23 protein-coding genes are annotated in these 26,357 nt (G+C 66.3%); 12 read left to right on the forward strand and 11 right to left on the reverse strand.

The window, feature by feature from the left end:
• Window positions 1–156: 156 nt before the first annotated feature.
• From ACQR2C_RS15180 to ACQR2C_RS15210, 7 genes are all read left to right on the forward strand, one after another.
• Window positions 157–1,416, forward strand: a complete 1,260-nt coding sequence (locus tag ACQR2C_RS15180) for a D-alanyl-D-alanine carboxypeptidase family protein (protein WP_316178747.1) — start codon at window positions 157–159, stop codon at window positions 1,414–1,416.
• Window positions 1,417–1,420: 4 nt separating this feature from the next.
• Complete coding sequence (gene tmk / locus ACQR2C_RS15185; protein ID WP_315799977.1) at window positions 1,421–2,101, forward strand: dTMP kinase; 681 nt, start codon at window positions 1,421–1,423, stop codon at window positions 2,099–2,101.
• Window positions 2,098–3,138: a DNA polymerase III subunit delta' gene (locus ACQR2C_RS15190; RefSeq protein ID WP_434881523.1), complete on the forward strand. Its 1,041-nt coding sequence runs from the start codon at window positions 2,098–2,100 to the stop codon at window positions 3,136–3,138. The genes tmk and ACQR2C_RS15190 overlap by 4 nt, the downstream gene beginning before the upstream one ends.
• Before the next feature lie 69 nt (window positions 3,139–3,207).
• On the forward strand, window positions 3,208–5,286 hold the full coding sequence (gene metG, locus ACQR2C_RS15195; RefSeq protein ID WP_434881524.1) for a methionine--tRNA ligase: 2,079 nt from the start codon (window positions 3,208–3,210) through the stop codon (window positions 5,284–5,286).
• The gene (locus ACQR2C_RS15200; protein WP_434881525.1) at window positions 5,286–6,077 is read left to right on the forward strand and encodes a TatD family hydrolase; all 792 of its coding nucleotides are present in this window, start codon (window positions 5,286–5,288) and stop codon (window positions 6,075–6,077) included. The genes metG and ACQR2C_RS15200 overlap by 1 nt, the downstream gene beginning before the upstream one ends.
• Entirely contained in the window at window positions 6,074–6,871 is a 798-nt protein-coding gene (locus tag ACQR2C_RS15205) for an MBL fold metallo-hydrolase (protein ID WP_434881526.1), read from the forward strand. The genes ACQR2C_RS15200 and ACQR2C_RS15205 overlap by 4 nt, the downstream gene beginning before the upstream one ends.
• 163 nt (window positions 6,872–7,034) lie before the next feature.
• Entirely contained in the window at window positions 7,035–7,676 is a 642-nt protein-coding gene (locus ACQR2C_RS15210) for an antibiotic biosynthesis monooxygenase family protein (RefSeq protein WP_434881527.1), read from the forward strand.
• A gap of 345 nt (window positions 7,677–8,021) precedes the next feature.
• Here the strand turns inward: ACQR2C_RS15210 and ACQR2C_RS15215 are convergent, their stop codons facing one another.
• The 3 genes from ACQR2C_RS15215 to ACQR2C_RS15225 form a co-directional block, all read right to left on the reverse strand.
• Window positions 8,022–9,665: an acyl-CoA synthetase gene (locus ACQR2C_RS15215; RefSeq protein WP_434881528.1), complete on the reverse strand. Its 1,644-nt coding sequence runs from the start codon at window positions 9,663–9,665 to the stop codon at window positions 8,022–8,024.
• A 28-nt stretch (window positions 9,666–9,693) separates the two neighbouring features.
• The gene (locus ACQR2C_RS15220) at window positions 9,694–11,580 is read right to left on the reverse strand and encodes a TRAP transporter large permease (RefSeq protein WP_434881529.1); all 1,887 of its coding nucleotides are present in this window, start codon (window positions 11,578–11,580) and stop codon (window positions 9,694–9,696) included.
• Window positions 11,581–11,670: 90 nt separating this feature from the next.
• Window positions 11,671–12,699, reverse strand: coding sequence for a TRAP transporter substrate-binding protein (locus tag ACQR2C_RS15225; protein WP_316236482.1), 1,029 nt, complete (start codon window positions 12,697–12,699; stop codon window positions 11,671–11,673).
• Window positions 12,700–13,164: 465 nt separating this feature from the next.
• Between ACQR2C_RS15225 and ACQR2C_RS15230 the strand changes: the two genes are divergently transcribed.
• Window positions 13,165–14,007 carry a hypothetical protein gene (locus ACQR2C_RS15230; protein WP_434881530.1) on the forward strand — a complete coding sequence of 281 codons (843 nt, stop codon included), beginning with the start codon at window positions 13,165–13,167 and terminating at the stop codon, window positions 14,005–14,007.
• Between the two features lie 60 nt (window positions 14,008–14,067).
• On the opposite strand, the gene ACQR2C_RS15235 is transcribed toward ACQR2C_RS15230, so the two are convergent.
• The 6 genes from ACQR2C_RS15235 to ACQR2C_RS15260 all read right to left on the reverse strand — a co-directional run bounded on the left by ACQR2C_RS15235 (window position 14,068) and on the right by ACQR2C_RS15260 (window position 20,489).
• Window positions 14,068–15,537, reverse strand: a complete 1,470-nt coding sequence (locus tag ACQR2C_RS15235; protein WP_434881531.1) for an ATP-binding cassette domain-containing protein — start codon at window positions 15,535–15,537, stop codon at window positions 14,068–14,070.
• Window positions 15,534–16,463 carry a branched-chain amino acid ABC transporter permease gene (locus ACQR2C_RS15240; RefSeq protein WP_434881532.1) on the reverse strand — a complete coding sequence of 310 codons (930 nt, stop codon included), beginning with the start codon at window positions 16,461–16,463 and terminating at the stop codon, window positions 15,534–15,536. Before ACQR2C_RS15240 ends, ACQR2C_RS15235 begins: the two co-directional genes overlap by 4 nt.
• A gap of 2 nt (window positions 16,464–16,465) precedes the next feature.
• Window positions 16,466–17,341, reverse strand: coding sequence for a branched-chain amino acid ABC transporter permease (locus ACQR2C_RS15245; protein WP_434881533.1), 876 nt, complete (start codon window positions 17,339–17,341; stop codon window positions 16,466–16,468).
• Window positions 17,342–17,417: 76 nt separating this feature from the next.
• Window positions 17,418–18,650: an ABC transporter substrate-binding protein gene (locus ACQR2C_RS15250; RefSeq protein ID WP_434881534.1), complete on the reverse strand. Its 1,233-nt coding sequence runs from the start codon at window positions 18,648–18,650 to the stop codon at window positions 17,418–17,420.
• Window positions 18,651–18,948: 298 nt separating this feature from the next.
• Window positions 18,949–19,674 carry a site-2 protease family protein gene (locus ACQR2C_RS15255; protein WP_315799962.1) on the reverse strand — a complete coding sequence of 242 codons (726 nt, stop codon included), beginning with the start codon at window positions 19,672–19,674 and terminating at the stop codon, window positions 18,949–18,951.
• On the reverse strand, window positions 19,671–20,489 hold the full coding sequence (locus ACQR2C_RS15260) for a DUF2167 domain-containing protein (RefSeq protein WP_434881535.1): 819 nt from the start codon (window positions 20,487–20,489) through the stop codon (window positions 19,671–19,673). The genes ACQR2C_RS15255 and ACQR2C_RS15260 overlap by 4 nt, the downstream gene beginning before the upstream one ends.
• 357 nt (window positions 20,490–20,846) lie before the next feature.
• Between ACQR2C_RS15260 and ACQR2C_RS15265 the strand changes: the two genes are divergently transcribed.
• A complete protein-coding gene (locus tag ACQR2C_RS15265; protein ID WP_434881536.1) occupies window positions 20,847–21,668 on the forward strand; it encodes a hypothetical protein in 822 nt (273 codons plus the stop codon).
• A gap of 69 nt (window positions 21,669–21,737) precedes the next feature.
• Here the strand turns inward: ACQR2C_RS15265 and ACQR2C_RS15270 are convergent, their stop codons facing one another.
• Window positions 21,738–22,640, reverse strand: a complete 903-nt coding sequence (locus ACQR2C_RS15270) for a hypothetical protein (RefSeq protein ID WP_434881537.1) — start codon at window positions 22,638–22,640, stop codon at window positions 21,738–21,740.
• A gap of 243 nt (window positions 22,641–22,883) precedes the next feature.
• The gene (locus ACQR2C_RS15275) at window positions 22,884–24,344 is read right to left on the reverse strand and encodes a GH1 family beta-glucosidase (protein WP_315799959.1); all 1,461 of its coding nucleotides are present in this window, start codon (window positions 24,342–24,344) and stop codon (window positions 22,884–22,886) included.
• Between the two features lie 273 nt (window positions 24,345–24,617).
• On the opposite strand from ACQR2C_RS15275, the gene nthA reads away from it, so the two are divergent.
• From nthA to ACQR2C_RS15290, 3 genes are read left to right on the forward strand one after another with little or no spacing between them, the layout of a single operon-like run.
• Window positions 24,618–25,253: a nitrile hydratase subunit alpha gene (gene nthA, locus ACQR2C_RS15280; protein WP_315799958.1), complete on the forward strand. Its 636-nt coding sequence runs from the start codon at window positions 24,618–24,620 to the stop codon at window positions 25,251–25,253.
• A complete protein-coding gene (gene nthB / locus ACQR2C_RS15285) occupies window positions 25,253–25,915 on the forward strand; it encodes a nitrile hydratase subunit beta (RefSeq protein ID WP_434881538.1) in 663 nt (220 codons plus the stop codon). The genes nthA and nthB overlap by 1 nt, the downstream gene beginning before the upstream one ends.
• A complete protein-coding gene (locus ACQR2C_RS15290; RefSeq protein WP_434881539.1) occupies window positions 25,912–26,298 on the forward strand; it encodes a nitrile hydratase accessory protein in 387 nt (128 codons plus the stop codon). Before nthB ends, ACQR2C_RS15290 begins: the two co-directional genes overlap by 4 nt.
• The last annotated feature ends 59 nt before the right edge of the window (window positions 26,299–26,357 follow it).

Here is a 26,357-nt window from a genome sequence, read left to right on the forward strand (position 1 = left end):
CCTTGGTTGTGCTCGACTTGTGATTGCCGGCCCTGGACGTATCGCACCGCGCGATGAGCCGTGCAAATCCCGGGACGGCGGACGGATCCGCGGATTGCCGAGTTGTTTGCACCCCCCGCAACTGCTAGAATCTCAGTGCGCTCCAGAGCTTAGCCGATGAATGTCATGACCTTACCGCCGCGTCGCTCCGGTTTCACGTCCGGACGGGTGACGCGTGCGCTCATCGCCTTGGCCGCGGCGTTCGCCGTCGGCTGGAGCGGCGTGCTCTACGCCGCCAACCAGAGCGTCCAGGGCGCGCGCAAGGAGGATGGCGGCTTCGACGGCGATGCGCCGACCGCGATCCTGGTGGAGGCCAACAGCGGCAGCGTGCTGTTCGAGAAGAATGCGGACGAACTGCGGGCGCCTTCCAGCATGATGAAGCTGATGACTGCCGAGGTGGTCTTCAACGCGGTCAAGGACGGCACGATCAAGCTCAACGACGAATACCGCATCAGCGAGAACGCCTGGCGCCGGGGCGGGGCGCCCTCCGGCACCTCGACGATGTTCGCCGCGCTCAACAGCAAGGTGTCGGTGAGCGACCTCCTGCACGGCGCGATCATCCAGAGCGGCAACGACGCCTGCATTGCGCTCGCCGAGGGCATGGCCGGCAACGAGAAGATCTTCGCCGCCGACTACATGACCAAGCGGGCGCGCGAGCTCGGCCTCACCAGATCGACCTTCGCCAATTCCAACGGGCTGCCGGATCCCGGCAACAAGATGACGGTGCGCGAGCTCGCCATGCTCGCCCGGCACATCATCCTGGATTTCCCGGAGTTCTATAAGATCTTCGGCGAGAAGGAATTCACCTGGAACAAGATCCGGCAGCAGAACCGCAACCCGCTGCTGAACGCGATGGAAGGCGCCGACGGGCTCAAGACCGGCTACACCAAGGAAGGCGGCTACGGCATGGTCGGCTCGGCCGTGCAGAACGGCACCCGACTGATCGTGGTCGTCAATGGCCTGGAGGATTCCGAGGACCGCGCCACCGAGGCCAAGAAGATGCTGGAATGGGGCTTCCGCAATTTCGAGACCCGCACCCTGTTCGCGGCGGAGCAGCCGATCGGCTACGCCAAGGTGTTCGGCGGCGAGAGCCGCTCGGTCAAGCTGTCGAGCCCGGTGCCGGTCAAGGTCATGGTGCAGAAGAATGGCGGCGACAAGCTGATCGCCCGCATCATCTACAGTGGCCCGGTCAGGGCTCCCATCGAGCCCGGGCAGAAGGTCGGGGTTGTCAGGGTCTGGCGCGGCCCCAATATCGCCATGGAGGCCCCTGTCTATGCTGCGGAGGCGGTGGGCAGGGGATCCACGATGCGGCGTGCGATCGATGGGGTCAGCGAGCTCGTGATCGGGATGTTCCGCGCCGGGGCCGAGAAGCTCTAGAGACATGGCGGATTCAGCTTTGAAACGTGGTCCGGGCCGCGGCCGATTCGTCACCTTCGAGGGTGGCGAGGGCGCCGGAAAATCCACGCAGATCAAGATGTTGGCGGACCGTCTGCAGAAGGAGGGTGTGCGCGTCGTCCTGACTCGCGAGCCCGGGGGATCGCCGGGCGCGGAGATCATGCGCCACCTCGTGCTGTCGGGCATGGGCAAGCTGCTGGGGCCGGAGGCCGAGACGCTGCTGTTCGCCGCCGCACGCGACGACCATGTGCGCAACGTGATTCTCCCGGCGCTGAACCAGGGAAGCTGGGTGTTGTGCGATCGCTTCTTCGATTCGACCCGGGCCTACCAGGGCAGCCAGGGCAAGGTCGCGCCTGATGTGCTCAATGCGATGCAGCGGGTCACGATCGGCGACCTCAAGCCGGACCTGACGCTGATCCTCGACGTGCCCGTCGAGGTCGGCCTGCAGCGCGCCGCGGCGCGGCGCGGCAGCGGCGCGCCGGACCGGTTCGAAGGCGAGGACATCAAGTTCCACAAGGGGCTGCGCGACGCCTTTCACAAGATCGCCGCCGAGGATCCCCGGCGCTGCGTGCTGGTCGACGCCACGGCGAGCGCGGATACGGTCTCGCAACTCGTTTGGGACGCCGTGCGCGAGCGGCTGTTCGCGGAAGTGGCGGCCGCCTCATGAGCGCACGCAAGGTCGAGCCGGAGATCGCGGTCCGCCATCCCCGCGAGACCAGCGCCTTGTTCGGCCATCGCGAGGCCGAGGCCGCGCTGCTGTCAGCCTATCGCAGCGGCCGGATGGCGCATGCCTGGCTGATCGGCGGCCCGCAAGGCGTCGGCAAGGCCACCTTGGCCTACCGCATGGCCCGCTTCGTGCTGACCCACCGTGATCCTGCGTCGGACGCGGTACGTACCGCCGGCTCGCTGCACGTGGACCCGGATGATCACGTGGCCCGGCTGATCGCCTCCGAGGCCCATGGCGGGCTGCTCACCTTGGAGCGCTCGGCCAACGACAAGGGCGTGCTGCGCACCGTCATCACCGTGGACGAAACCCGCGAGACGATCTCGTTCTTCGGCTCGACGGCGGCGGTCGAGGGCTGGCGGGTCTGCATCGTCGACACCGTCGACGAGCTCAATCCCAACGCCGCCAACGCGCTGCTGAAGATCCTCGAGGAGCCGCCGCAGCAGTCGCTGTTCCTGCTGGTCAGCCACGCGCCGGCGCGGGTGCTGGCCACCATCAAATCGCGCTGCCGCCGGCTGGCGCTGCGGGCCTTGGCGACCGACGACGTCATCAGCGCCGCGGCCGAGGCCACCGGCATGAACGGAGCCGAGCCGGCGCTGCGCGAGGCGGCCAGGGCCTCCGAGGGCAGCGTCGCGCGCACCCTGATGCTGCTGGGCGGCGACGGGCTGCAGCTGCAGACCCGGACCGCGGCGCTGCTCGCGAGCCTGCCGCGAATCGACGCCGGCGAGCTGCATGCCCTGGGTGATGCGCTCGGCACCAGCGACCGCGTCGCGCTGGCGAGCTTCCTCGACAGCATCGAGCGCTGGGTGGCGGAGCGGCTGCGCGCTGGCGATGCCAACGCGGAACTGCCGCGCCTTGCACGGCTGGCGGAGGTATGGGAAAAGATCGTCCGCGCCGCGCGCGACACCGAATCCTATAATCTGGAACGAAAACCGCTGGTTTTCTCGGTGTTCGGGATGCTTGCCGAAGCCACGCGGTAACCGCGCGACCATCATCCCGGGATCATCAGGATCAATCCGTCGACCGACGTCGTCAAAGAGGAATCTGCCGTGGCCAAGGCCAGCAAGACAACCGTGAAAAAGGGCAAGCCCGCGAGCAAGAGCGGCGCGAAGAAGGCTGCCCGCAACGCGCCCGCGAAGGGCAAGGTCAGCGCGGCCAAGGCGAAGGCGGCGAAGGACAAGGACGCCAAGAAAAAGACCGCCACATCCAAGACGGCCCCCGCGAAAGCCAAGAGCAAAGCTCCGGCGGCGACCGCGGCCAAGAAAGCTTCGAAGAGCGCCGCCAAGAAAGCGGTCAAGAAAGCTGTGAAGGCGCCAGCCAGGAAGGCCGTGGCAAAGCCCGCCACACCGCCGGCCAAGAAGACCGCCGCCAAGCCTGCGGCAGCAACGAAAAAGCCTGCGGCAGCGAGGAAGCCCGCCGCTCCGAAACAGCCGGCCGCACCGAAGAAGGTCGCGCCGGCCATCGTTGAAGCGCCGAAGCCGCCGCGCGCCGCCAAGCCGAAGGCGCCGCGCAAGCCGAAGGTCGAGGCCGCTGTCGTCGTCGAAATCGACGAGATCGTAGCGCAGGTCGCCGCACCTCCGGTCGACAAGAACACCTTCTACGTCACGACGGCGATCGCCTATCCCAACGGCAACCCACATATCGGCCACGCCTATGAGGCGATCGCGACCGACGCCATCGCACGCTTTGCGCGGCTCGACGGCAAGGACGTCTTCTTCCTCACCGGCACCGACGAGCACGGCCTGAAGATGGTGCAGACCGCGCAGAACGAGGGCCTGACGCCGTCGGAGCTCGCGACCCGCAATGCCGGCCGCTTCCGCGAGATGGACGAGCGGCTGAACGTCTCGTTCGACCGCTTCATCCGCACCACCGAGCCCGCGCATCACAACTCGGTGCAGGCGATCTGGACTCGCATGCGCGAGAACGGCGACATCTACGCCGACACCTATGCGGGGTGGTACTCGGTGCGCGACGAGGCCTATTACGCCGAGGACGAGACCGTCGTCGGCGAGGACAATGTCCGCCGCGGGCCGCAGGGCACGCCGGTGGAGTGGGTCGAGGAGAAGAGCTATTTTTTCCGCCTGTCGGCCTATCAGGACAGGCTGCTCGCGCTCTATGAGAGCCAGCCGGATTTCATCGGGCCGGATGCGCGGCGCAACGAGATCATCAGCTTCGTCAAGGGCGGTCTGAAGGACCTCTCGATCTCGCGCACCACGTTCGACTGGGGCGTCCGCGTGCCCCACGACGACGAGCACGTGATGTATGTCTGGGTCGACGCGCTCACCAACTACATCACCGGCGTCGGCTTTCCCGACGAGAGGGATCCGAACTGGAAGTATTGGCCGGCCGACGTCCACGTCATCGGCAAGGACATCATCCGCTTCCATGCGGTGTACTGGCCGGCGTTCCTGCTGTCGGCCGGCGTCCCTGTGCCGAAGCGGGTCTATGCCCACGGCTTCCTGTTCAACAGGGGCGAGAAGATGTCGAAGTCGGTCGGCAACGTCGTCGATCCGTTCAATCTCGCCGACCAGTATGGCGTCGACCAGCTCCGCTACTTCTTCCTGCGCGAGGTGCCATTCGGCCAGGACGGCAACTACAATCACGAGGCGATCGTCGCGCGCATCAACGCCGATCTCGCCAACGACCTCGGCAATCTCGCGCAGCGCTCGCTGTCGATGATCTCGAAACAGCTCGGCGGCGTGCTGCCGGAGCCCGGCGAGTTCTCGGCCAATGACAAGGCGATCCTGGCCGAGGCCGACGCGATGATCGGCGCGGCGCGCAAAGCCATGGCGACGCAGCAGATACACCAATGGCTCAACGCCGTGTGGTCGGTCGTGGCCGAGGCCAACCGCTATTTCGCGGGCGAGGCGCCCTGGGCGCTGGCGAAGACCGATCCGAAGCGGCAGCACACCGTGCTCTACGTCACCGCCGAGGTGATCCGTCAGGTCGCGATCCTGACCCAGCCGGTGATGCCCGCGGCCTCGGCAAAGCTGCTCGACAGCCTCGGCATTCCCGAGGACGAGCGAACGTTCGCGCGGCTTGGCGGAGAGCTCCGGATCGCTGCGGGCACGCAGCTGCCAGCGCCACAGGCGGTGTTCCCGCGCTACATCGAGCCGACGGCCGCGTGATGCTGGTCGACAGCCATTGCCATCTCGACTTTCCGGATTTCGCCGAGGATCTGGATGGCATCGTCACGCGCGCCGCGGCCGCCGGCGTCGGTCGCATGGTGACGATCTCGACGCGAGTGCGGCGCTTGCCCGAGCTGCTCGCCATCGCCGAGCGCTTCGACAACGTCTACTGCTCGGTCGGCACCCATCCGCACAATGCCGACGAGGAGGATGGTATTCCGGCCGCGGAGCTGATCGCGCTGACCCGCCATCCGAAGGTGGTCGCGCTCGGCGAGGCCGGGCTCGACAATTTCTACGATCACGGCTCGAAAGACGCCCAGGAGCGCGGGTTCCGCGCGCATATCGCCGCCGCCCGTGACACCGGCCTGCCGCTGGTGATCCACACCCGCGAGGCCGACGCGCAGTGCAGCCGCATCCTCGAGGAGGAGATGGCGCGCGGACCTTTCAACGCCGTGCTGCATTGCTACACCGGCGGACGCGAGCTGGCGATGAAGGCGATCGATCTCGGACTGCACATCTCGTTCACGGGCATCGTGACGTTCAAGAAGTCCGAGGCCTTGCGCGCGCTCGCCGCCGAGGTGCCGGCCGACCGCATCATGGTCGAGACCGACGCGCCATATCTCGCGCCCGGCAAGTTCCGCGGCAAGCGCAACGAGCCGGCCTATGTCGTCGAGACCGCGAAGGTTCTGGCGGAGACCCGCGGCGCCTCGCTCGAGGAATTCTCGCGCCAGACCACCGAGACCTTCTTCAAGCTCTTCTCCAAGGTGCCGCGGCCAAGGGAGGCTGCATGACGCTGACGCTGACCATTCTCGGCTGCGGCTCCTCGGCCGGCGTGCCGCGCCCGGCGCTGGGGTGGGGCGCCTGCGATCCGAACAACCCGAAAAACCGTCGCCGGCGCTGCTCGCTGCTGGTGGAGCGCCGCGCCACGCACGGCGTGACGCGCGTCGTGATCGACACCTCGCCGGATCTACGCGAACAACTGATCGATACCAATGTCGACCACATCGACGCGGTGTTCCTGACGCATGAGCACGCCGACCAGACCCACGGCATCGACGACCTGCGCTCGGTGGTCATGCATCAGCGGCGGCGGATTCCGGTCTATTTGAACCAGTCGACCGCCAAGGACATCATGCACCGGTTCTCCTATTGTTTCATCTCGCCACCGGGAAGCGACTATCCGCCGATCCTGACCCAGCACGCGATCGAGGCCGGCGAGACCCAGGCGGTGGAAGGCAAGGGCGGCGAGCTGAGGCTGACCGCGTTCCTCGTCCAGCACGGCAACATCCCCGCGCTCGGCTACCGCATCGGCAATGCCGCCTACACGCCTGACCTCAACGACATCCCGGAGGAGAGCTGGGGCGCACTCGAGGATCTCGACCTCTGGATTGTCGACGGCCTGCGGCCCGCCTCGCATCCCAGCCATTTCTCGGTCAACGACGCGCTGGCCTGGGTCGAACGCTTCAAGCCCCGACGCGCCGTCATCACCAACATGACCGCCGATCTCGACTACGAGGTGCTGCGCCAGAGCCTGCCGGCCGGCGTGGTGCCGGCCTATGACGGCATGCGGCTGGAGGTCGGCTGATTGTTCGTTGGCCGGCTAAGGCCGTCATTGCGAGGAGCCGAAGGCGACGAAGCAATCCAGAATTATAGCAATGACTCTGGATCGCTTCGCTCGCAATGACGGGCAGGGGCGGGCGACCGCAAGGGCCACGAAGCTGTACGGCCGAATACATGGAGACGCTACCATGCTGTCGCTGTTCTTCGAGGTCGAGGTCAAGCCCGGCCATCTCGACCAGTATCTGCAGCTCGCTGCCGCGCTGCGGCCCGAGCTCGACGCCCTCGGCGGCTGCCTGTTCCTCGACCGCTTCAGGAGCCTGTCGCGCGACAACCTGATTCTGTCCTACCAGATCTGGCAGGACGAGGGCGCCATGACCGCCTGGCGGGTGCACGCCCATCACCACGACATCCAGACGCTCGGCCGCGACAAGGTGTTCTCGGATTATCGCCTGCGTGTCGCCGAGCTGGTCCACGAGGTGAGGCCGGGGCAGGCGGCATGGCAGCCGGAGCGGCGGGGGACGTACAACGATCCGAAACGGCGTGCGCCGACCTATGTGCTGGCGGTGGAGACGGCTGCGCCGCAGCTGAGCATCGCGACGGATCTGCCGGTCGCGACCTTCTCCAGCGTCTATCGCGAGGGCCGCTTCGCGTATCTGATCGACTTGCCGGACGAGGCGACCGGCGTGGCGCTGAGTGTGCGCCTGCTCGCCGAACCCGGCGCCGACAACATCCGCGTCGTCGAAGTCAGCAGAGACTACGGCATGTACGATCGCCGCGAAGCGCCGCAGTATTATCCGGAGAAGAGCAGGGGCGACGCGGCGGCAAACTGACCTTCGACGCCCGAGCGAGGAAAGACCATCGTCATCGCGGTGCTCATGAATGCGCCCTCGCTCCTTGTGGGAGAGGGCTCAAAGGTGCTGACTACGTCCTCACTCGGGTGATGGGTTCGTGCCGCACATTCCGCTCTGAGTTCGTGGCAACCCCTCACCCGGTTTCGATGCTTTGCATCGAAACCACCCTCTCCCACAAGGGGAGAGGGTGCACCGCGCGTGTCGATGCAGCTCATCAGTTCATTGGCCGCGCGTAGGGCGGATTAGCGCAGCGTAATCCGCCATAGCCTCCAGCACTGGCGCGGCGGGTTACGCCTGCGGCTAACCCGCCCTACTCAGAGGCACCTACGCCGAGATCGCCTTGGCCGAGTTGACCTCGTTGCGCAGCAGAAACTTCTGGATCTTGCCGGTAGACGTCTTCGGGATCGGGCCGAACACGACGACCTTCGGCGTCTTGAAGCCGGACATGTGGCTGCGGCAATAGGCGATGATCTCGGCTTCGGTGGCTTCAGCACCGTCCTTGAGCTCGATGAAGGCGCAGGGCACCTCGCCCCATTTCGGATCGGGCTTGGCGACGACGGCGGCGAACAACACGGCGGGGTGCTTGTAGAGGATGTCCTCGACCTCGACCGAGGAGATGTTCTCGCCGCCGGAGATGATGATGTCCTTGGAGCGATCCTTGATGATGACGTAGCCGTGCTCGTCGAGCACGCCGAGGTCGCCGGTATGGAACCAACCGCCGGCGAAGGCTTCCTGCGTCGCCTTCTCGTTCTTGAGGTAGCCCTTCATCACGATGTTGCCGCGGAACATGACCTCGCCGATGGTCTCGCCATCGCGCGGCACCTCCTGCATCGTCTCGGGATTGAGCACCGTGACGGCTTCCTGCAACGGATAAGGCACGCCCTGCCGACGCTTCAGCCGCGCGCGCTCCGGCGCCGGCAGGTCATCCCAGCCGGGCTGCTCGGCGCAGACGGAGGCGGGGCCGTAGACCTCGGTGAGGCCATAGACATGCGTCAGCTTGATGCCGATGCTCTCGGCGCCTTCGAGCACGGCGACCGGCGGCGCGGCGCCGGCGATCAGGCCGACGACCGGCTTGTCGCGCTTGCCCTTGGGCGCGTCCGGCGCGTTGATCAGCACGTTGTAGACGATCGGCGCGCCGCACATGTGGGTGACGCCGTGGGTCTTGATCAGCTCAAAGATCTTGGTCGGCTCGACCTTGCGCAGGCAGACATTGACGCCGGCCGCGGCCGCCATGGTCCAGGGGAAGCACCAGCCGTTGCAGTGGAACATCGGCAGGGTCCAGAGATAGACCGGGTGCTGGCCGAGGCCGCCGGCGAGAATGTTGCTGACGGCGTTGAGATAGGCGCCGCGGTGATGCGTCACGACGCCCTTGGGATTGCCCGTGGTGCCCGAGGTGTAGCTCATCGCGATCGCGTCCCACTCATCAGTGGGACGGCGCGGCTCGAAACTCGGATCACCGGATGCGACCGCGGCTTCGTACTCGATCTCGCCGATGCGGCTGCCGCCGGCATAGGAGGCGTCATCGACGTCGATCACGAACGGCTTGGCGCCGCTCATCAGCTTCAGCGCCTCGCTGATCACGGCAGAGAATTCGGGATCGACCAGGATGATCCTGGCCTGGCCGTGATCGAGCTGAAACGCGATCGAGGATGCATCGAGGCGGATGTTGAGGGTATTGAGCACGGCGCCGGCCATCGGCACGGCGAAATGCGCCTCGTTCATCGCCGGGATGTTCGGCAGCATCGCCGCCACGGTGTCGCCGGTGCCGATGCCGCGTCCCGCGAGATAGGACGCGAAGCGCCGGCAGCGCTCATAGGTCTGGCGCCAGGTGAAGCTGCGGCCTTCATAGACCGTGCTGACGTGGTCCGGATAGACGGCCGCGCTGCGCGCCAGGAAGCTGAGCGGGGTCAGGGGGACGTAATTGGCCGGGGTCTTGTCGAGGCCGAGCTTGTACTGGTTCGTGCTCATCACCACCCTCCCTTGCGATCTGAAGAGTTTACAGGAACCCGATCGAAATCCATGGAAAAATCGCAACGATGACGAGGCCGATGACAAGCGCCAGCAGGTAGCCCCAGATCGGACGGATGCCCTCGGCGGGATCGACCCGGCCGATCGCGCAGGCGGCATAATATCCCACCCCGAACGGCGGCGCGAACAGGCCAATTCCCATCGCCAGGATGATCACCATGGCATAATGCACCTCGTGCACGCCGACGGCACGCGCGATCGGAAACAGCAGCGGCCCGAACAGCACGATTGCCGGAATGCCCTCGAGCACGCTGCCGAGGATCGTGAAGGCGACGATCGAGACCGCGATGAACGTCGCCGGGCCGCCCGGCAGCCCGGTCATGGCGGCCGCCAGCGCGCGTGAGAAGCCGGACTGCGTCAGGCCCCAGGCCATGCCGGTCGCCGTCCCGATGATCAGCAGGATCGCGCCGGACAACGCCGCCGTCTCGATCAGCATCGGCATCAGCCGGCGCCAGTCGAAACGGCGATAGACCAGCAGGCCCGCCAGCACGCCATAGACGATGCCGATGGTCGAGACCTCCGTCGCCGTCGCTACGCCCTCGACGACGGCCGCGCGGATCACGAAGGGCAGGGCCAGGGCAGGGAGCGAGACGATGAAGGCCTTGCCGATCTCGGCTCCGGTGGCGCGGCGGACGCCGCTCATGTCCTCGTTGCGGTAGCGCCACCACACCAGCGTGCACAGCGTGATCGCCAGCACCACGCCCGGCAGCAGGCCGCCGGTGAACAGCGCCGCGATCGACACGCCGGTGACGGAGCCGATCGTGATCAGCACCAGGCTCGGCGGAATGGTCTCGGTTTGCGCGCCGGTGGCGGCGAGCAGGGCGACGAGATCGCCGGGCCTGGCGCCGCGCGCCTTCATCTCCGGAAACAGCACCGGCGCGACCGCGGCCATATCGGCGGCCTTGGCGCCGGAAATGCCCGAGACGAGGTACATCGCGCCGACCAGCACGTAATGCAGCCCGCCGCGGACGTGCCCCAAGAGGCTTGCCAGGAACGCGACCATGGCGCGGGCCATGCCGGTCATCTCGATCAGCAATCCGAGAAAGACGAACAGCGGCACCGACAGCAGGATGAGGTGGCTCATGCCCTCGTCCATACGCCCGACCAGCACCATCAGCGGCGTGCGCGTCGTCAGCGCCAGATAGCCGAAGATCGCGAGCCCGAAAGCGAACGCGATCGGCACGCCGGCGAAGACGCACAAGCCGACCACGCCGACGAAGAAGATCACGAGGTTGATGTTGCCGAGCGGCTTCAGCAGCGGCTGCGCCACCCAGAACAGCGCGATGATGGCTACGACGGAGACGACGGCCAGCAGCATCGTCCTGACGCTGGCCGTGCGGGCGAGACGGATGAGGGCGAACAGCGCCATCAGTCCGACGCCGACCGGCAGTGCGGCGGCGCGCCAGATGTTTTCGATCTGCAGCGCCGGCGTGGTGATGAAGCTTTCCTCGTAGGCGTACTCCCAGGACGGCCAGGCGATCATGACCAGGAACGCCAGCGCCGCGCTCGTCGCGACCAGATCGAGATAGGCGCGGAAGCCGGGGCTGGCGCGCGCCACCATTGCCGTCATCCGCATGTGCTCGCCGCGGCGGAACGCCACCGCGGCGCCGAGCATTGCGAGCCACAGGAACAGGATCGAGGCCAGCTCGTCCGACCAGATCAGCGGCTGGTGCAGGACGTAGCGCGCCACGACGCCCGCGAACAGGATGACGATCTCGGCCACGACGAGCAACGCGGCGGGGATCTCGACGAGGAGGCCGAGCAGGGCCTCCAGGCCGTCGAGCCAGGACCGGCGGCGAGGGGTCTCGATGATCACCTCGCTGATCGCAATTTCCGTGAACTCGGCATGCGCCATGACGTCACCCGAACGCGCCCTACGCCATTCTTGTTTTGAGCATGATCTTTTCGGAAAACCGGTCTCCACTTTTCCGGATCATGCTCGGGGCTACGACAGCTTGCCGACGGCCTTTTCGAGCAGCGCCCAGGCCTCGTCGCCGTATTTGCCCTTCCACTCGGCATAGAAGCCGGCGGTGCGCAGCTTGTCGCGGAACGGCGCGACGGTCGGCTGATTGAAGGTCAGGCCCTTCGACGCGAGCTCTGCCTGCAGTCCGGCATTGAGCTTGGCGACGTCCTCGCGCTCCTTCACGGCGGCCGCGTTGATGTGCTTGGCGACGATCGTGCGCATGTCGGCCGGCACGGCCTCCCAGGCACGGCGGTTCGCCAGGAACCAGAAGCCGTCCCACATGTGATTGGTCAGCGAGCAGTACTTCTGCACCTCGTAGAGCTTGGCGGTCGAGATGATCGCCAGCGGGTTTTCCTGGCCCTCGACCACCTTGGTCTGCAGCGCCGAATAGACCTCGCTGAAATTGATCGAGGCGGGCGCCGCCTCGAATGCCTTGAACATCGAGGTCCACAGCGGCGACACCGGCACGCGGATCTTGAAGCCCTTGAGGTCATCCGGACCGTTGATCGGCTTGGTCGACGACGTCGTCTGGCGGAAGCCGTTGTCCCAGATCTTGTCCATGACCACCAGGCCGGCCTTGTTGATCTGGCCGCGCACATAGGCGCCGAGATCGCCGTCCATGGCCTTCCAGACCGTGTCGTAGTCCGGGAACGCGAAGCCGATGCCATTGATCGACGCGGCTGGCACCAAGGTCGCGAGGATCAGGCCCGAGAGCGTGAAGAACTCGACGCCGCCGGAGCGGATCTGGCTCAGCATGTCCGTGTCGGAACCGAGCTGGTTGTTCGGGAATATCTGCAGGTCGAACTTGCCGTTGGTCTCGGCCTTGATCGCCGCCGCCATCTCCTTGGCGCGGACGTTGAGCGGATGGGAGTCGGGGAGGTTGTTGGCGTATTTGTACGTGAACTCGGCGCTCTCAGCGCGCGCCACATGCGGCGCTGCGACGGTGCCAATTCCACCCAGTACGGCTGACGCCGCGGAGGCCTTCAACAGCGCGCGTCGTGACAGGCTCATTCTCGTTTCTCCCTGGAGAAGCTTCTTCTCGTTGCATCGCGCCGCCGCAAGCATCGCCGGACGAATCCTGCGACATCAGCGACGTCGCCTGCGCTTATTGCAGCGATGGGCCGCAGCAGCAATATCGGCGTTCGCAGCAGGCCCCATGCGCAGCGCGAGTCTCGGCGATGGCGAGCGCCCATCAGCTTGGGCTGGCCGGGGGGTCTGAAGGGCCCGCGGCTGCCGTAAATTCGAGGATTCGGCGCCAAGCCATTGAACTCCCTCAGCATATAAATATTCCATAATATACCTTATGCGAATTGGCTATGGGCGGTTGCCTGACGGTGGAAGCCGCACATCGGCCCGCCCAGCGCACGTCGGCGCCGGTGCGAAATCGCCCCCGCCTCGTCACCCCGCAGTCTTCGTTTGGTCAAAGCCCAGAGGTCAAAACCGCATCCTTCAGGATTGGGCACGGGCGTATCGTGAATGGGATCCGAAGACATGCCAGTTCAGTCGACGTCGAAGGAAGTTGATCCGGGTGATGTCGCGCTGCCGCCTGACGACGCTGTCTGCGAGGAGATCTATCAGCGGGTGCTGGCCGAGGTGCGCGCACGTATCGATCAGCGGATCGCCGCCATCGAGGCCCAGGCCGCCGCTGATGCGGTCGAGGCTGTCGAAGCCGCTGCAGGCAGCGACCACGTGGAAACGCCTCCTCCGGCCCGGCGCCGGCCCGTATTGCGGGCCATGATCACGCTGATGGCGTCGGCCGGGCTCGTCGGCGCTGCCATCACCCTGGCGCGGGACCATACCGAGACCATCACCTCCGTCACCGACCGAATCGAAGCTGCGGTTCAATCCATCCGGCGTGAGAACGCTCAGGCGGCGAATCCGCCGGTAGCACTGGAGACGGCGGCGAACGGATCGAGTGCGGCCGAGACGGCCCCTGCCTCACCATCACCATCACCATCCGTTTCACCGACACCGGAGACGTCATCAGCATCGACGTCAACGCGCGCCAGCGATCCATCCTCCGCGATGGCGGAGGCTACGCCGGAGCATGACGTGCCATCTGCTCCCGACCGGGACGTCGCGCCGGTGATCGACAAGATCGCGCATGACTTGGCCGAACTGCAGAGCGGATTTCAGGAGTTCAAGTCCAGCCAGGAACAGGCCAACCGCGATCACGCCAGGGCGATCGAACAGCTGCAGGCCAGCCAGGACCAGCTCGCACGCGCGTTCCGCGCAGCGAAGACCGAGCCGACGACCGTCGGCGCAGCGGCGCGCCTCGCGCCCCGGCCGCCACAGGCGCGCCCACCTCGTTTCCCGTAGCTCCGAGCTCATGAGATCCGGGCAGGGAGCAGGGACACCCCTGCTCCCTGCCCCCGTCCCTCACAGATAGTTCGCCGCGGCTTCGGCCTCGAACCGATCCGGCGGGCCTTCCCAGACGATCTTGGCATGATCGAGCACGTAGACGCGGTCGGCGTGCGGGAGCGCGAAGGTGACGTTCTGTTCGCCGAGCAGCACCGTGATCTTGGTGGTCTCGCGCAGTCGATCGAGCGCTTTCGACAAGGTCTCCAGGATCACCGGCGCAAGTCCGAGCGTCGGCTCGTCGAGGATCAGGAGCTTCGGCTTCATCATCAGTGCGCGCGCGATCGCCAGCATCTGCTGCTCGCCGCCGGACAGCGTGCGCGCCAGCTGCGGCTGCCGCGACTTGAGGATCGGAAACAGCCCGAACAGCCATTGGAGCCGCTCGGCACGCTCGGTGTCGGACAGCGCATTGCCGCCGAGCTCGAGATTTTCGCGCACGCTCATGTCGCCGAACAATTCGCGCGTTTCCGGACACTGCACGATGCCGGATCGCGCGATCTGCGCCGCCGTGCCGCCGGCGAGGCTGTGGCCTGCCCACTTCACTTCGCCCGAATACGGCACCAGGCCCGAGATGGCGTTGAACAGCGTCGTCTTGCCGGCGCCGTTGAGGCCGACGACCGAGACGAACTCGCCCTCATGGACGTGCAGCGACACGTCCTGCAGCGCCTGCGCCTTGCCATAGAGCACGCCGACCTTGTCGACCTGCAGCGCCGGCGTGACGTCCTTGAAGCTCGCTTCGGGGCGCGCGGTCGAAACCAGCGCGCCGCCGAGATAGACACGACGCACGGTCTCGTCCTGCATGACCTCGGTCGCCCTGCCCTCGGCGATCTTCTCGCCGAGATACATCGCGAGCACGCGGTCGACCAGCGCCGACACGCTCTTGACGTTGTGGTCGACCAGCAGCACCGCATGGCCGTCGTCGCGGAATTCGCGGATGAGCTCGGAGAAGTCGGCGACTTCGGACGCCGTGAGGCCGGCGAAGGGCTCGTCGACCAGCACCAGCTTCGGGCTGCGCGCGACAGCCTTGGCGAGCTCGAGCCGGCGCAGATCGGCAAACGCCAGCGTCGGCGGACGGCGATCGATGACGCCGCCGAGGCCGACGCGCTCCGCAATGGCCCGGGCGCGCGCATCGACGTCCTTGTCGGCGAACAGCCGCGTCAGCTTGTCCGGCAGCAGCGCGACCTTGATGTTCTCCAGCACGGTCTGGCGCGCCAGCGGCCGCGAATGCTGGAACACCAGCCCGACGCCCATGCGCGCGATGCGGTGCGACGGCAGGCCCGCGAGCTCGACGCCGTCGAGCTTGACCGAGCCCGCGGTCGGCCGCTCGACGCCCATGACGCTCTTCATCGCGGTCGACTTGCCCGAGCCGTTCGGCCCGATCAGGCCGAGGATCTCACCGGGCCGGATCGAGAAGCTCAAATTCTTGACGGCGACGAGGCCACCGAACCGTTTGGTGAGGCCGTTGACCTCCAGCATCGGAGCGCCACTCATGCCTTGGCCCCTCCCCTGATCATGCCGAGGAAGCCGTCGGGGAAGAACAGGATGACCACGAGCGCAATCACGGAGACGATCAGGGTCGCGAGCTCGCCGAGCGGCCGCAGCAGCTCGCCCATGCCGATCAGGAAGATCGCGCCGATCGCGGCGCCAATGACGGTGCGCCGGCCGCCGAGCACCGCGGCGATGATGATCTGCACGCCGACGCCGACATCGACAAAGGTCGAGACCGAGGCCGTGCCCATGTAGAACACCATCAGCGCGCCGGCGAGCCCGGAGAAGAACGCGCTGACGACGAAGGCGGCGAGCTTGTGCTTGGTGACATTGAAGCCGAGCGCGCCGGCCTGGATCTTGTCCTGCCCGCTCGCCTGCAGGATCAGCCCGATGGCGCTGCGCGACAAGCCGAACAGGATCGCACCGCTCACCAGCATGAAGCCGAGCGCGATCCAGTAGTTGGTCCTGGCATCGATCGAGATCACGTCCGGCACGGCGAGGCCGATCTCGCCGCCGGTCAGCCCCGCGGCGACGACGATGAAGTTCTGCAGCATCAGCACGGCCACCAGCGTCGTCAGGCCGAAATACGGCCCGCTGACGCGCAGCGCCGGCAGCGCCAGCACGACGCCGCCGACGACCGCCGCCAGCGCGCCGGCGGCGATACACAGCCAGATCGACAGGCCCGGCGAGAAGTGCGCATCGAGAATGCCGGCCGTATAGGCGCCGACGCCGATCAGGAAGGTCGGCCCGAAATTGACCTCGCCGGCGAAGCCGAACAGCAGGTCCCAGGACATCGCGAACACGGCCGTGTAGTACGCGACCGTCAGCAGCCCGAGGACGTAGCCTGAGACGTAGGTCGGCAGGACCAGAGCCACGATCACCGTCAGGAGCGCGATCCAGAACAGCCGCGACATAACGAATGCAGGCATGCTCACCTCCGTCCGAACAGCCCTTGCGGGCGCAGATACATGACGATGACGAGCAGCAGCAGCGCCGGGATCGTCCGGTAGGCCGGCGAGATCAGATAGGCCGTTCCGGTCTCGAGATAGCCGACGACATAGGCCGCGATCAGCGAGCCCGACACGCTGCCGAGGCCGCCGAGCACGACGATCGAGAACGCGCTCGCCGTCAGCGGTCCGACGCTGTAGGAGCTGACGCCCAGGAACATGCCGAGCAGGATCCCGGCCACTCCCGCCAGCAAGCCGTAGATCGCCCAGACGGTGAGATAGATCGACGACAGCTCGATGCCGAGCAAGGTGACGCCGCGCGGGTTCATCGACGCCGCCATCACGGCCTTGCCGCGCCTGGTGCGGTTGACCAGGAACCACAGCAGCCCGATCGCGACCCAGCAGATCACGGCGGTGAAATACTCGTTCTTCGGCGTACGCACGCCGAAAACCGTGGTCACGCCCTCGACGATCGGCAGCACGGTCTTGGCGTTGTTGGTGAACAGATACGCGATCGCCTCCTGGATGATGATGCCCCACAGCAGCGTCGCGGTCAGGATGAAGATCTCCTTCTCGGATTCGGCGATGATCTTCGATCGCTGGATCGGCCTGACGGCGATGAAGTAGGTGGCGAACGCCAGGATGAAGCCGGCGAGGACGCCGATCAGCGCCCCCGTGTAGGGCCCGACGCCGAGCTCGCTGGCGGCGGCCCAGGCGGCGACCGCGGCGCCGACCATGATGGCGCCGTGAGACAGGTTGAGAACACCGGAGACACCGAAGATGAGCGTGAAGCCGGTCGCGCCGAGGGCATACAGCGCGCTGATGGCAAAGCCATCGATCAAGATCTGCCAGAAAAGCATTGAAAATCGATCCGCAACGTCAGACTGAGGCACCAAGAAAATGGGCCGCTCCTTGAAGGAGCGGCCCCGCGATGCGTCAGTTGCTGGCCGCCTTGAGCTTGATGAAGGACGGCCAGGTGGCGGTGCCGGCGGCGAGCTCCTTGGGCCAGACGTTGACCTGCTTGCCGTTCTGCCATTGCAGCATCAGGCCGGTGATGTAGCCCTTTCCGGTCCGCAGCGCGTGCGGGTTCGGGTCGCCCTTCGGCTTGAAGGCGATGCGGCCGATCGTCCCGACATAGTCGGTCGCTTCCATCGCCTCGACCATCTTGTCGGGATCGGTGCCGCCGGCCCGATGGATCGCATCCGCGATCATGTAGACGTCGTCATAGGAGGTGTAGCCGGCATAGGACGGGAAGTTTCCGAACTTCTTCTGATAGGCCTCCACGAACGGCAGCGTCTTCGGCGTCACCGCGACGCCCGGTCCCGACACGGCATTGTACATGACGCCCTCGACGGCGCCGTTGGTGTCTTTCCAGAAGGTCGAGTTGGTCGCCTGCGAGGAAATGCCGAACATCGGGATCGGCACCTGCTGGCTCTTCCACTGCACGGTCGGCTGGGTGCCGACATGCGAGATGCCGGTGATCATGACGTCCGGCTTCAGGCCCTCGATCTTGTTGAAGATCGGAGTGAAGTCGGTGGTATCAGGCGACATGCGGATATGGTCGACGACCTTCAGCCCGATCTCCGGCAGGCACTTCTCGTAGCCGGCGTCGAGCGGCGTCGTCCACGCCGCATCCTCGCTCATGATCACCGCGGTCTTCATCTTGTAGGGCTCGACCAGCAGGTCCTTGGCGGCGTCGCAGACGAGGCCGGCCAGCGAGGTCGAGGTCAGATAGCCATGGAAGGTGTATTTGAGCTGGTCGTAGTTCTTGGCGATGTTCTGGGTGATGACGTCGGAAGCGGCGCCGGGCGTGATCATCAGCGTCTTGAGGCGCCCTGCCCACGGCTCCAGCGCCAGCACGACCTCGGAGATGTAGCTCGCAATGACGGCGTTGACCTTGTCCTCGCTGACGGCGCGCTGGAAGGCACGCACCGATTCCGCCGAGGAGGAGTGATTGTCGTAGACGACGATCTCGATCTTGCGCCCGTCGACGCCGCCCTTAGCATTGATCTCCTCGGCGGCCAATTGCGCCGCGGGAGCGATCGACGAGCCTGCGACGGCCTGGGCTTCGGCGATGACGCCGATCTTGATGGGATCGGCGGCCATGGCGGCCGAGGAGACGAGCGCAGTTGCGCAGCTCGCAAGCAAGATGGACTTGAGCGAAATCATGAAACCTCCCGAATCCTTATGCCTCTGACGGGCAGGCCCAACTTTGGTCTCCGATATGCCAGTGGGCAAGGGAACATCCGGCAACGTGCTCTGCGCTCAGCGCATTGTGATAGCGCGCCGCGCTCATGGCTCATGGAACATCTTACAAGACTGCCTCGTTCCTGCGCGCCGCCCAGACACATCCGCTGCATTGCAGCAACGGATATTCCGAGTCGCAGAAGGCCCACGTCCTTACGACCAGCCGGTGCCGGTGCCCTCGATCTACATGAAGCTTCTCGTCTGAAGCGGCGACCTCAACTCAGCCAAACTGGCGCAAGTGTCCAAGCATCTCGTGCACGTCGTAGGTCATGACGGCGAGCAGCGCCGCGAGCGCGAGATACGTCCCGGCATATTCGAGCTTCGTCTGCAGTGTCGTGCCATAATAAGCAACGTTCTCGGGCGCGCCGGGATCGTAGCGCCAGGCCTTCATCAGTTGCGGGGCTGCGAGGATGGCGATAATGAACAGCATCGGGCTCGGCCGATAGAGCATCAAGGCCAGCAGCAAGGGAACGCCGAGCAGCCAGATGCGCGGGCTCAGCACGCTGGTGATGCGGCCGCCGTCCAGCGGCGAGATCGGCAGCAGGTTGAACAGGTTCAGGAACAGGCCGGAATAGGCGATCGCGAGCAGCAGATTGCTGTCTTCCGATCTTGCCAACAAATAGACCGCGAGCGCCGCGGCGGTCCCGACCAGCGGACCGGCGAGTGCCACATAGGCCTCCGTCTCGACGTCGACCGGCTGCTCCTTGAGCGCGATCCAGGCGCCGACGAACGGGATGAAGGCGGGAGCGCCGACGTCGAGACCGCGCTGGCGCGCGGCGACGTAGTGCCCCATCTCATGAGCAAACAGCAGCGCGATGAAACCCGCCGCGTAGCGCCAGCCCCAGATGCCCGCATACACGACCAGCGACAGCAGCATCGTGCCGCCGCTCATGGCGAGCTTCCCCCATTTCAAGCCGGAGAACAGGATCAGCAGGAGTGCCTTCACGCGGGCCCGCCCGCGTTGTCGCCGCGCGGCTTGCGGCGCAGGAAGTTCATGACCGCGGCCCCGGCGCCGACGACGGCGAAGATGATGATCTTGGCGAACTTCAGGACGAACGCACCGGCCAGCGCCAGCAGCCCGAGCTTCTTCGCGGCAACGCCGCCGACCAGCGCCAGCAAGCCATATTCGGCGATCCGATCCGTGCCGGCGCTGAAATCCTCATAGCGCTTGCCGGCATTGTAGGAGAGATCGGACAGCAGCTCGTGCGCGACAGCCTTGTCGCCCGCGATCCGCTCCGAGCCGGACAGCAGGTTCAGGCTGAAATAGCCGTCACGCCCGAGCGCGTAGGTGTTGTAGTTGACGTTCTTCGGCGCGTCGTCGGGCTGACCCTTCTCCTTGGCGAGCAGCGACCAGACGAGACGATGCGTCGTGGCATCGTAGGCCGGCGGCTCGACCCAGCCGACCACGGCCATTTCCGGAAATCCGCGCGCCGCACGGTCCTTGTTCGCCTCTTCGGCGCCGGCGCGGAGGTTGCTCAGGAGATCGTCCGCGTTCCAGCTCTTGGCGTCGTCGTCTTTGATGTAGCCTTCCTTGATGTGCTTGATGACCACCATCCAGTCGTCGTTCTGGCGCCTGCCGACGACCAGCCCGACGAAGGTCGCGTCGTTGACGACGTTGCCGAGCGCGCGAAGGACCCGCAGGCCTTCGTTCTTCGGGACGTAGAAGTAGTCGGCCGGAAGCTTCAGCTTGCCCTGGTCGATCAGCACGATGTCGCTTGGTCCGTCGGTGCCCGCTTGGCTCGCTGCCTGCCAGGCGGCCATCAGTTCAGCCTTGCGCGTGGCCTCATCCAAGGGCACGGCCTGCGCGTGAGCAGACAGGACGACGAACGCTGCGCACAACACTGCGCGCGCAATGACAATCAAGCTTTGCACCGGCCCCAATCCCCCAAAAACATCGGTCGGATAGTACCTCGAAGGCTCGGCAGCGCGCAACCAAAGGCCGATTGAGGCCTCTCGAAGCGATCGACTGGCGCTGCAGCGAGGGAGAGATGGTCCGAAAAGGCCCCCTCCTCGTCACGACGCTGTCTTGCTTTCGGCCAAAGCGGCGGGTCGAGTCACGTTTGAAAATTCAAAGAGAACATCGGCGTCGGCGGCGGGCCAAGGGTTTGGGGATCAGCAATGCAGTCCACACAGAACGTGCAACAGATTGATCAGAGCGAGATCGGCCTCGCCCCTGAGAAGCCCGAGAAGGCAGGCTACGATCAACTGTACCGGCGGGTCCTGCGCGAGGTGCTGACCCGGATCGATACGCGGCTTGCGGCGATCGAGAAACCCGGCATGGCGGCGGATGCCGCGGCGGCAGCGAGCACGAGCGGGGCGGCAAACGCCGGGGCCAGCCGCTGGGCGCGGGTGAAGGCCCCCCTCGGCAGGCTGCGCGGGCGCAACGCCGTGGGTCTCGCGCTGCTGGTCGTGCTGGTCGGCGGCTCGGTCGCCTGGTCGCAGCGCGACGTCGGCACGTCACTGATGGACCGCTGGATGCCGGGCGCCAGCGAAGCGACGCAGGACGAGGCGACGGCTCAGCAGGGCAGCGAGGATGCCATGATGTCGAATGCCTCGCTGAGGGGAGCGGAAGACACCACCGGCTCCCGCGAGCCCGCGACGTTGATGCAGAGGATGGCGCGCGACATCGCCGATCTGCAGCAGGGCATCGAACAGATCAAGTCCACACAGGATCAGGCCAGCCGCGATCACACCCGCGCCATCGAGCAGCTACAGGCCGGCCAGGATCAGCTGATGCGACTGGTGTCACGAATGTCCAACCAGGCGGTGCAGGCACGCGGCACGGTCCCCCCAGGCCCGCCCCAGCAGATCATCGTCACGCCGCAGCAGCGGACCACGACGGGAATGGCCCGGCCGCAGCCGGCGCAGCCGCAGGGTTCGACGTTCGGGACACTCTTTACCCGCAACACCTCGGGCATTCAGCCGCCGATGCCGCGTTGATGGTGTGATCGGCAGCGGCCATCGGTAGCGGCCTTTGCGCTGCCGATGCGCCCATTTGCCGACCGGTCCTTACGAGCAGGTGTGAACGCGCCCGTCGTAGCCGCGATAGGTGCCCTTCTCCGCATCGTAGGTACGGAAGCTCTTGCAATTGACACCACCCCTCTTCGCTTCGCTCTCGGGCTTGCTGCGGGCGCGGAGCTTCCGCTTGGCCGGCTTGGCGTCGTCCTCGGCGTGATGAGCATGCGCGTTCGCTTTGCCGTGCCGTTCGGGCTTGGCTGACGGGGCTGCGGTATCCTGCTTCACAGCCGCCTTCTGCGGTACCGCCGCTGAAGGCGCCGTGGCCGGCGGCTCGGATGTCTTGGGCTCGGCCGGCGCTACCGCAGGCTTCGCCTCGGCAGCGGTGGCCGGCTGTTCCGCCGGCGCAGCGGCCGCCGGCTTGCTCTCCGCCGCCTTCTCCTCGGCCTTCCCTTCGAGCTTCTCCGGTACGGGCGCGTCCTTGGCGACGGCGGCGGGCTGAACGGCCGGAGCGGGCTCTGCCGGTTTCGACTCGGTCACGGCCGGCTTCTGGCCGACGTCGGTGGCGGAGTTCGGTTCGACCTTGGTCTCGGATTTGGCCTCGGCCGGCTTGCTCTCGGCCGCAACATCCGTCGCGGTTTTTTCGGTCGATACTTTGTCCGCCGGCTGCGGGCTGGCGCTGTCAGTGGACTGAACGGGCTTGGTGTCCACAGCGGCCGGCTCGGCGGGCTTCTCGGCCGTCTTCTCAGGCTCGGCCGCAGCCGCCGGCTTGCCGGCGGCGTCCGAGGGCTGCTCTGCGGGCTTGTCGGCCGTCGGCGCGGCAGACTGCTCCGTGGCGGGCTTGGCCGCATCGTTCGCGGCTCCCTGGGCCCAGGCGCTGGAGCCAGCGATCACTCCGAGGACGCACAACAGAACGCCCGCGCGGACGGCTGGCGGACAGACAACGGAAACTTGCATGCTGGAAAACTCGCTTGAGGGGCCGGCAGATTGCCGGTTTAAGTCATCTGCAGCCAGCTTTCGCCACGAAAACTGCGTGCGCGCAAAAGAGTCGCACAAGGTGTGCTTTCCGCATCATGGATTTGCAATCGCGGCGTGAAGTCCGGCGCGCCGACACTCAATGCGTCGGGTGCCGAGGGCACATTGGCCGCCTGAATGGCGTGGACTGGGTCCGGCTGGACCCCCGGGTGACGTCGCGGCGCTTCACGCGCTCACGGCGTTGCGGCTGATCACGTGATGGTAGTACGACGCGCTGAGCTTGGGCGTGCGCACCTGGGTGTCGAAGTCGACGTAATAGATGCCGAAACGCTGCTTGTAGCCGAACACCCACTCGAAATTGTCCAGCAGGCTCCACAGGAAGTAGCCCTTCACGGGCACGCCCTCGGACGTTGCGCGCTGGAGCTGGGCGAGATAATTGCGCAGATACATCACGCGGTCGAGGTCGTGGACCTTGCCGTCGGCGGTCAGCTTGTCGTCCGATGAGGTGCCGTTCTCGGTGATGTAGATGGTCTGGAGATTCCAGATCTTGGCGGCGAGCTTCGGCACCCAATAGGCCGTCTCCGGACCGACCTGCAGCCAGGGGGAGCTCATATGCGGGAACGAGGACGGCATCGGCAGCACGTCGAAGCCGGCCGCGCGGTCCGACGCGACGACATAGGCTTGCGGCGCGTAGATGTTGAGGCCGACGAAATCGACCGGCGCCGAAATGATCTTCAGTTCGTCGGCGGTGAATTTCGGCGCATCCTTGCCGGACCACGCCAGGAAACCGTCCGTGTAGCGCCCCTCGAGGATGACGTTGAGGAAGCCCGCATTCAATTCGCGCGTCGCGATCTCGGCGGCGCGGATGTTCTCCGGCGTGTCGATCGCCGGCAGGCAGGCCGTGATGTTCTCGGCCATGCCGACGCGCATGCCGGTTTGCCCGCTGGCGCGGATGGCCTGGACGGCGAGACCGTGCGCCAGCGCCACGTGATGGCGCGCCTGGTTGACCTGCTGCTGCGGCAGCTTCAGCCCGGGCGCGTCGACGCCGAGGCCATAGCCGAACGGGATGAAGCGGCCGCATTCGTTGATCGTGAAGATGGTCTTCACACGGTCGCCGAGATGCTGCGCGACGTAGCCCGCATAATGCGCAAAGGCCCTGGCCGTGTCGGCCGAGAGCCAGCCGCCGACCCGATCCTGCAGCGCCTGCGGCAGATCCCAATGATACAGCGTTGCGTACGGCGTGATGCCGTTGGCCAGGAGCTCGTCGACGAGGCGGTTGTAGAAGTCGAGGCCCTTCAGATTGGGCGTCAGCCCGCCGTCGGGAAACAGCCGGGGCCAGGCGATCGAGAACCGATAGGCCCGGCAGCCGAGCTCCTTGATCAGCCGCACGTCGCCCTTGTAGCGGTTGTAGTGATCACAGGCGACGTCGCCGGTGCTGCCGTCCTCGATGTTGCCCTGCAGATGCGTGAACACATCCCAGATCGACGGTCCGCGGCCATCGGCCGTGGCCCCGCCCTCGATCTGATACGACGACGTCGCCGTCCCCCACACGAAATCGGCGGGAAACCGCCGCCCGGCATCCTCCTTCACTGCGCTCTCCTCCGCCTGCGCCGGGCCATTGGCCGCCCCAAGGGCCGCCAGCCCGGCCAGCTTTGCAAGATCACGGCGGGAGACGTCGTTCGGCATTGATGAACCTCAAACCTCTGTCGCTTTCGCGCCCGATCGGGACAACGAAGGCCCTACGAACCATATCTGGGCCCTGATTTGAACAGCCCGGGATGGCGGCAATGGAGCGACCCCGATCACATCTGCGTCCCGCGCCGTCGCGTCAACGGCCGAGGACGCAACGCTCGGCATTTTGACCGCCGCACGGCTGCGGCGGCCGTTGAACACGGCGGCACGCACCGAGGGAGCCACCTCGGCTCGACAGCGGTGCCCGATTACGCCTATGGTTGAGTCATGACGGATCACGATCACCATCACGACCATCCGCACGATCACTCGGACCTGTCCGAGACCGATCTGCGCGTTCGCGCGCTCGAAAGCATCCTGACCGAGAAGGGGTATATCGATCCTGCTGCGCTCGACGTGCTCATCGAGACCTATGAGAGCAAGGTCGGTCCCCGCAACGGCGCCCAGGTCGTGGCGCGGGCCTGGACCGATCCCGCCTATCGGGCGCGCCTTCTTGCCGAGGCCACGCCGGCGATCGGTGAGCTCGGCTATGCCGGCCGCCAGGGCGAGCACATCGTGGCGGTCGAGAACACGCCGGATCTGCACAACATGGTCGTGTGCACGCTGTGCTCCTGCTACCCGTGGCCCGTGCTCGGCCTGCCGCCGGTCTGGTACAAATCGGCGCCCTATCGCGCCAAGGCGGTGAAGGATCCGCGCGGCGTCCTGAAGGATTTCGGCTTCGAGCTGCCGCCGACGACGAAGATCCGGGTGTGGGATTCGACCGCCGAGGTCCGCTATTTCGTGCTGCCGATGCGTCCCGCGGGGACCGACGGCTGGAGCGCGGAGCAGCTCGCCGAACTCGTCACGCGCGACAGCATGATCGGCACCGGGCTGCCGAAGCAACCGCATGAGGTCGGTAGCTGATGGATGGCGCGCATGACATGGGCGGCGTCGCCGGCTTCGGTCCGGTCCGCCCCGAGCCGAACGAGCCGGTGTTTCACGCCGAATGGGAGCGTCGTGCGTTCGCCATGACGCTGGCCATGGCGACGCCCGGCGGCTGGAACATCGACATGTCGCGCTTCGCGCGCGAGAACCGTCCGCCGGACGATTACCTCGGCATGAGCTACTACCAGATCTGGCTCGCGGGCATCGAACGGCTGATGCAGGAGCGGCATCTGGTCGACGCCGATGAGATCGCCGCCGGCGAGGCGCTGCATCCGGCCAGGCCCGTCGCCAGGATCCTCACTGCAGATGCCGTCGCGGCGACCCTGCGTCGCGGCGGTCCGACCGAACGCGCGGAAACCAAGCCGGCGCGGTTCGCCGTCGGCGACCGCGTGCGCGCCAAGGACATCCATCCGGCGACGCATACGCGGCTGCCGCGCTATGTGCGCGGCCATCTCGGCCGTATCGAGGCGATCCAGGGCGTGCACGTGTTTCCCGACAGCAACGCCCATGGCGGCGGCGAAGACCCGCAATGGCTCTACACGGTGTCGTTCAGCGGCGCCGAGCTGTGGGCCGACGCGCCCGATCCGCTGCTGGAGGTGACGGTCGACGCCTTCGAGCCCTATCTGGAGCCAGCCCGATGACGCCGGACCGTGAGGCGGCGGTCGCGGCGACGCGCGCCCTGCCCGGCATTCCCGTCGATGACAGTGGGCCCGTGTTTCGCGAGCCGTGGGAAGCGCACGCCTTCGCGATGGCCGTCACGCTGCACGCCCGCGGCCTCTTCACCTGGCCCGAATGGGCGGCTGCGCTCGCCGAGGAGATTTCGCGCGCGCAAGCGTCTGGTGATCCCGATTGCGGCGATACCTATTACCGGCACTGGCTGGCGACGCTCGAGCGGCTCGTCGCCGAGAAGGGCGTCACCTCCGCGGACGCGCTGACGCGTTACCGCAATGCCTGGGATCACGCTGCCGATCGCACCCCGCATGGCAGGCCGATCGAGCTCAAGCCCGAGGATTTCGTCGGTTGAGCCCTTCGTGCGCGTCGTAAGAATGCTTAATGCCCGGTGAGCGGGCGATCCTGCTTTTG

It is taken from the genome of Bradyrhizobium sp. HKCCYLRH3061, assembly GCF_051168015.1.
Lineage (GTDB): Bacteria > Pseudomonadota > Alphaproteobacteria > Rhizobiales > Xanthobacteraceae > Bradyrhizobium.

Bases quoted from the DNA above. Each gene is read 5' to 3' on its own strand.
- ACQR2C_RS15180 (WP_316178747.1), top strand. From the start codon at position 157: ATGAATGTCATGACCTTACCGCCGCGTCGCTCCGGTTTCACGTCCGGA.
- tmk (WP_315799977.1), top strand. From the start codon at position 1,421: ATGGCGGATTCAGCTTTGAAACGTGGTCCGGGCCGCGGCCGATTCGTC.
- ACQR2C_RS15190 (WP_434881523.1), top strand. From the start codon at position 2,098: ATGAGCGCACGCAAGGTCGAGCCGGAGATCGCGGTCCGCCATCCCCGC.
- ACQR2C_RS15200 (WP_434881525.1), top strand. From the start codon at position 5,286: ATGCTGGTCGACAGCCATTGCCATCTCGACTTTCCGGATTTCGCCGAG.
- ACQR2C_RS15205 (WP_434881526.1), top strand. From the start codon at position 6,074: ATGACGCTGACGCTGACCATTCTCGGCTGCGGCTCCTCGGCCGGCGTG.
- ACQR2C_RS15210 (WP_434881527.1), top strand. From the start codon at position 7,035: ATGCTGTCGCTGTTCTTCGAGGTCGAGGTCAAGCCCGGCCATCTCGAC.
- ACQR2C_RS15215 (WP_434881528.1), bottom strand. From the start codon at position 9,665: ATGAGCACGAACCAGTACAAGCTCGGCCTCGACAAGACCCCGGCCAAT.
- ACQR2C_RS15220 (WP_434881529.1), bottom strand. From the start codon at position 11,580: ATGGCGCATGCCGAGTTCACGGAAATTGCGATCAGCGAGGTGATCATC.
- ACQR2C_RS15225 (WP_316236482.1), bottom strand. From the start codon at position 12,699: ATGAGCCTGTCACGACGCGCGCTGTTGAAGGCCTCCGCGGCGTCAGCC.
- ACQR2C_RS15230 (WP_434881530.1), top strand. From the start codon at position 13,165: ATGGGATCCGAAGACATGCCAGTTCAGTCGACGTCGAAGGAAGTTGAT.
- ACQR2C_RS15235 (WP_434881531.1), bottom strand. From the start codon at position 15,537: ATGAGTGGCGCTCCGATGCTGGAGGTCAACGGCCTCACCAAACGGTTC.
- ACQR2C_RS15240 (WP_434881532.1), bottom strand. From the start codon at position 16,463: ATGCCTGCATTCGTTATGTCGCGGCTGTTCTGGATCGCGCTCCTGACG.
- ACQR2C_RS15245 (WP_434881533.1), bottom strand. From the start codon at position 17,341: ATGCTTTTCTGGCAGATCTTGATCGATGGCTTTGCCATCAGCGCGCTG.
- ACQR2C_RS15250 (WP_434881534.1), bottom strand. From the start codon at position 18,650: ATGATTTCGCTCAAGTCCATCTTGCTTGCGAGCTGCGCAACTGCGCTC.
- ACQR2C_RS15260 (WP_434881535.1), bottom strand. From the start codon at position 20,489: ATGGCCGCCTGGCAGGCAGCGAGCCAAGCGGGCACCGACGGACCAAGC.
- ACQR2C_RS15265 (WP_434881536.1), top strand. From the start codon at position 20,847: ATGCAGTCCACACAGAACGTGCAACAGATTGATCAGAGCGAGATCGGC.
- ACQR2C_RS15270 (WP_434881537.1), bottom strand. From the start codon at position 22,640: ATGCAAGTTTCCGTTGTCTGTCCGCCAGCCGTCCGCGCGGGCGTTCTG.
- ACQR2C_RS15275 (WP_315799959.1), bottom strand. From the start codon at position 24,344: ATGCCGAACGACGTCTCCCGCCGTGATCTTGCAAAGCTGGCCGGGCTG.
- nthA (WP_315799958.1), top strand. From the start codon at position 24,618: ATGACGGATCACGATCACCATCACGACCATCCGCACGATCACTCGGAC.
- nthB (WP_434881538.1), top strand. From the start codon at position 25,253: ATGGATGGCGCGCATGACATGGGCGGCGTCGCCGGCTTCGGTCCGGTC.
- ACQR2C_RS15290 (WP_434881539.1), top strand. From the start codon at position 25,912: ATGACGCCGGACCGTGAGGCGGCGGTCGCGGCGACGCGCGCCCTGCCC.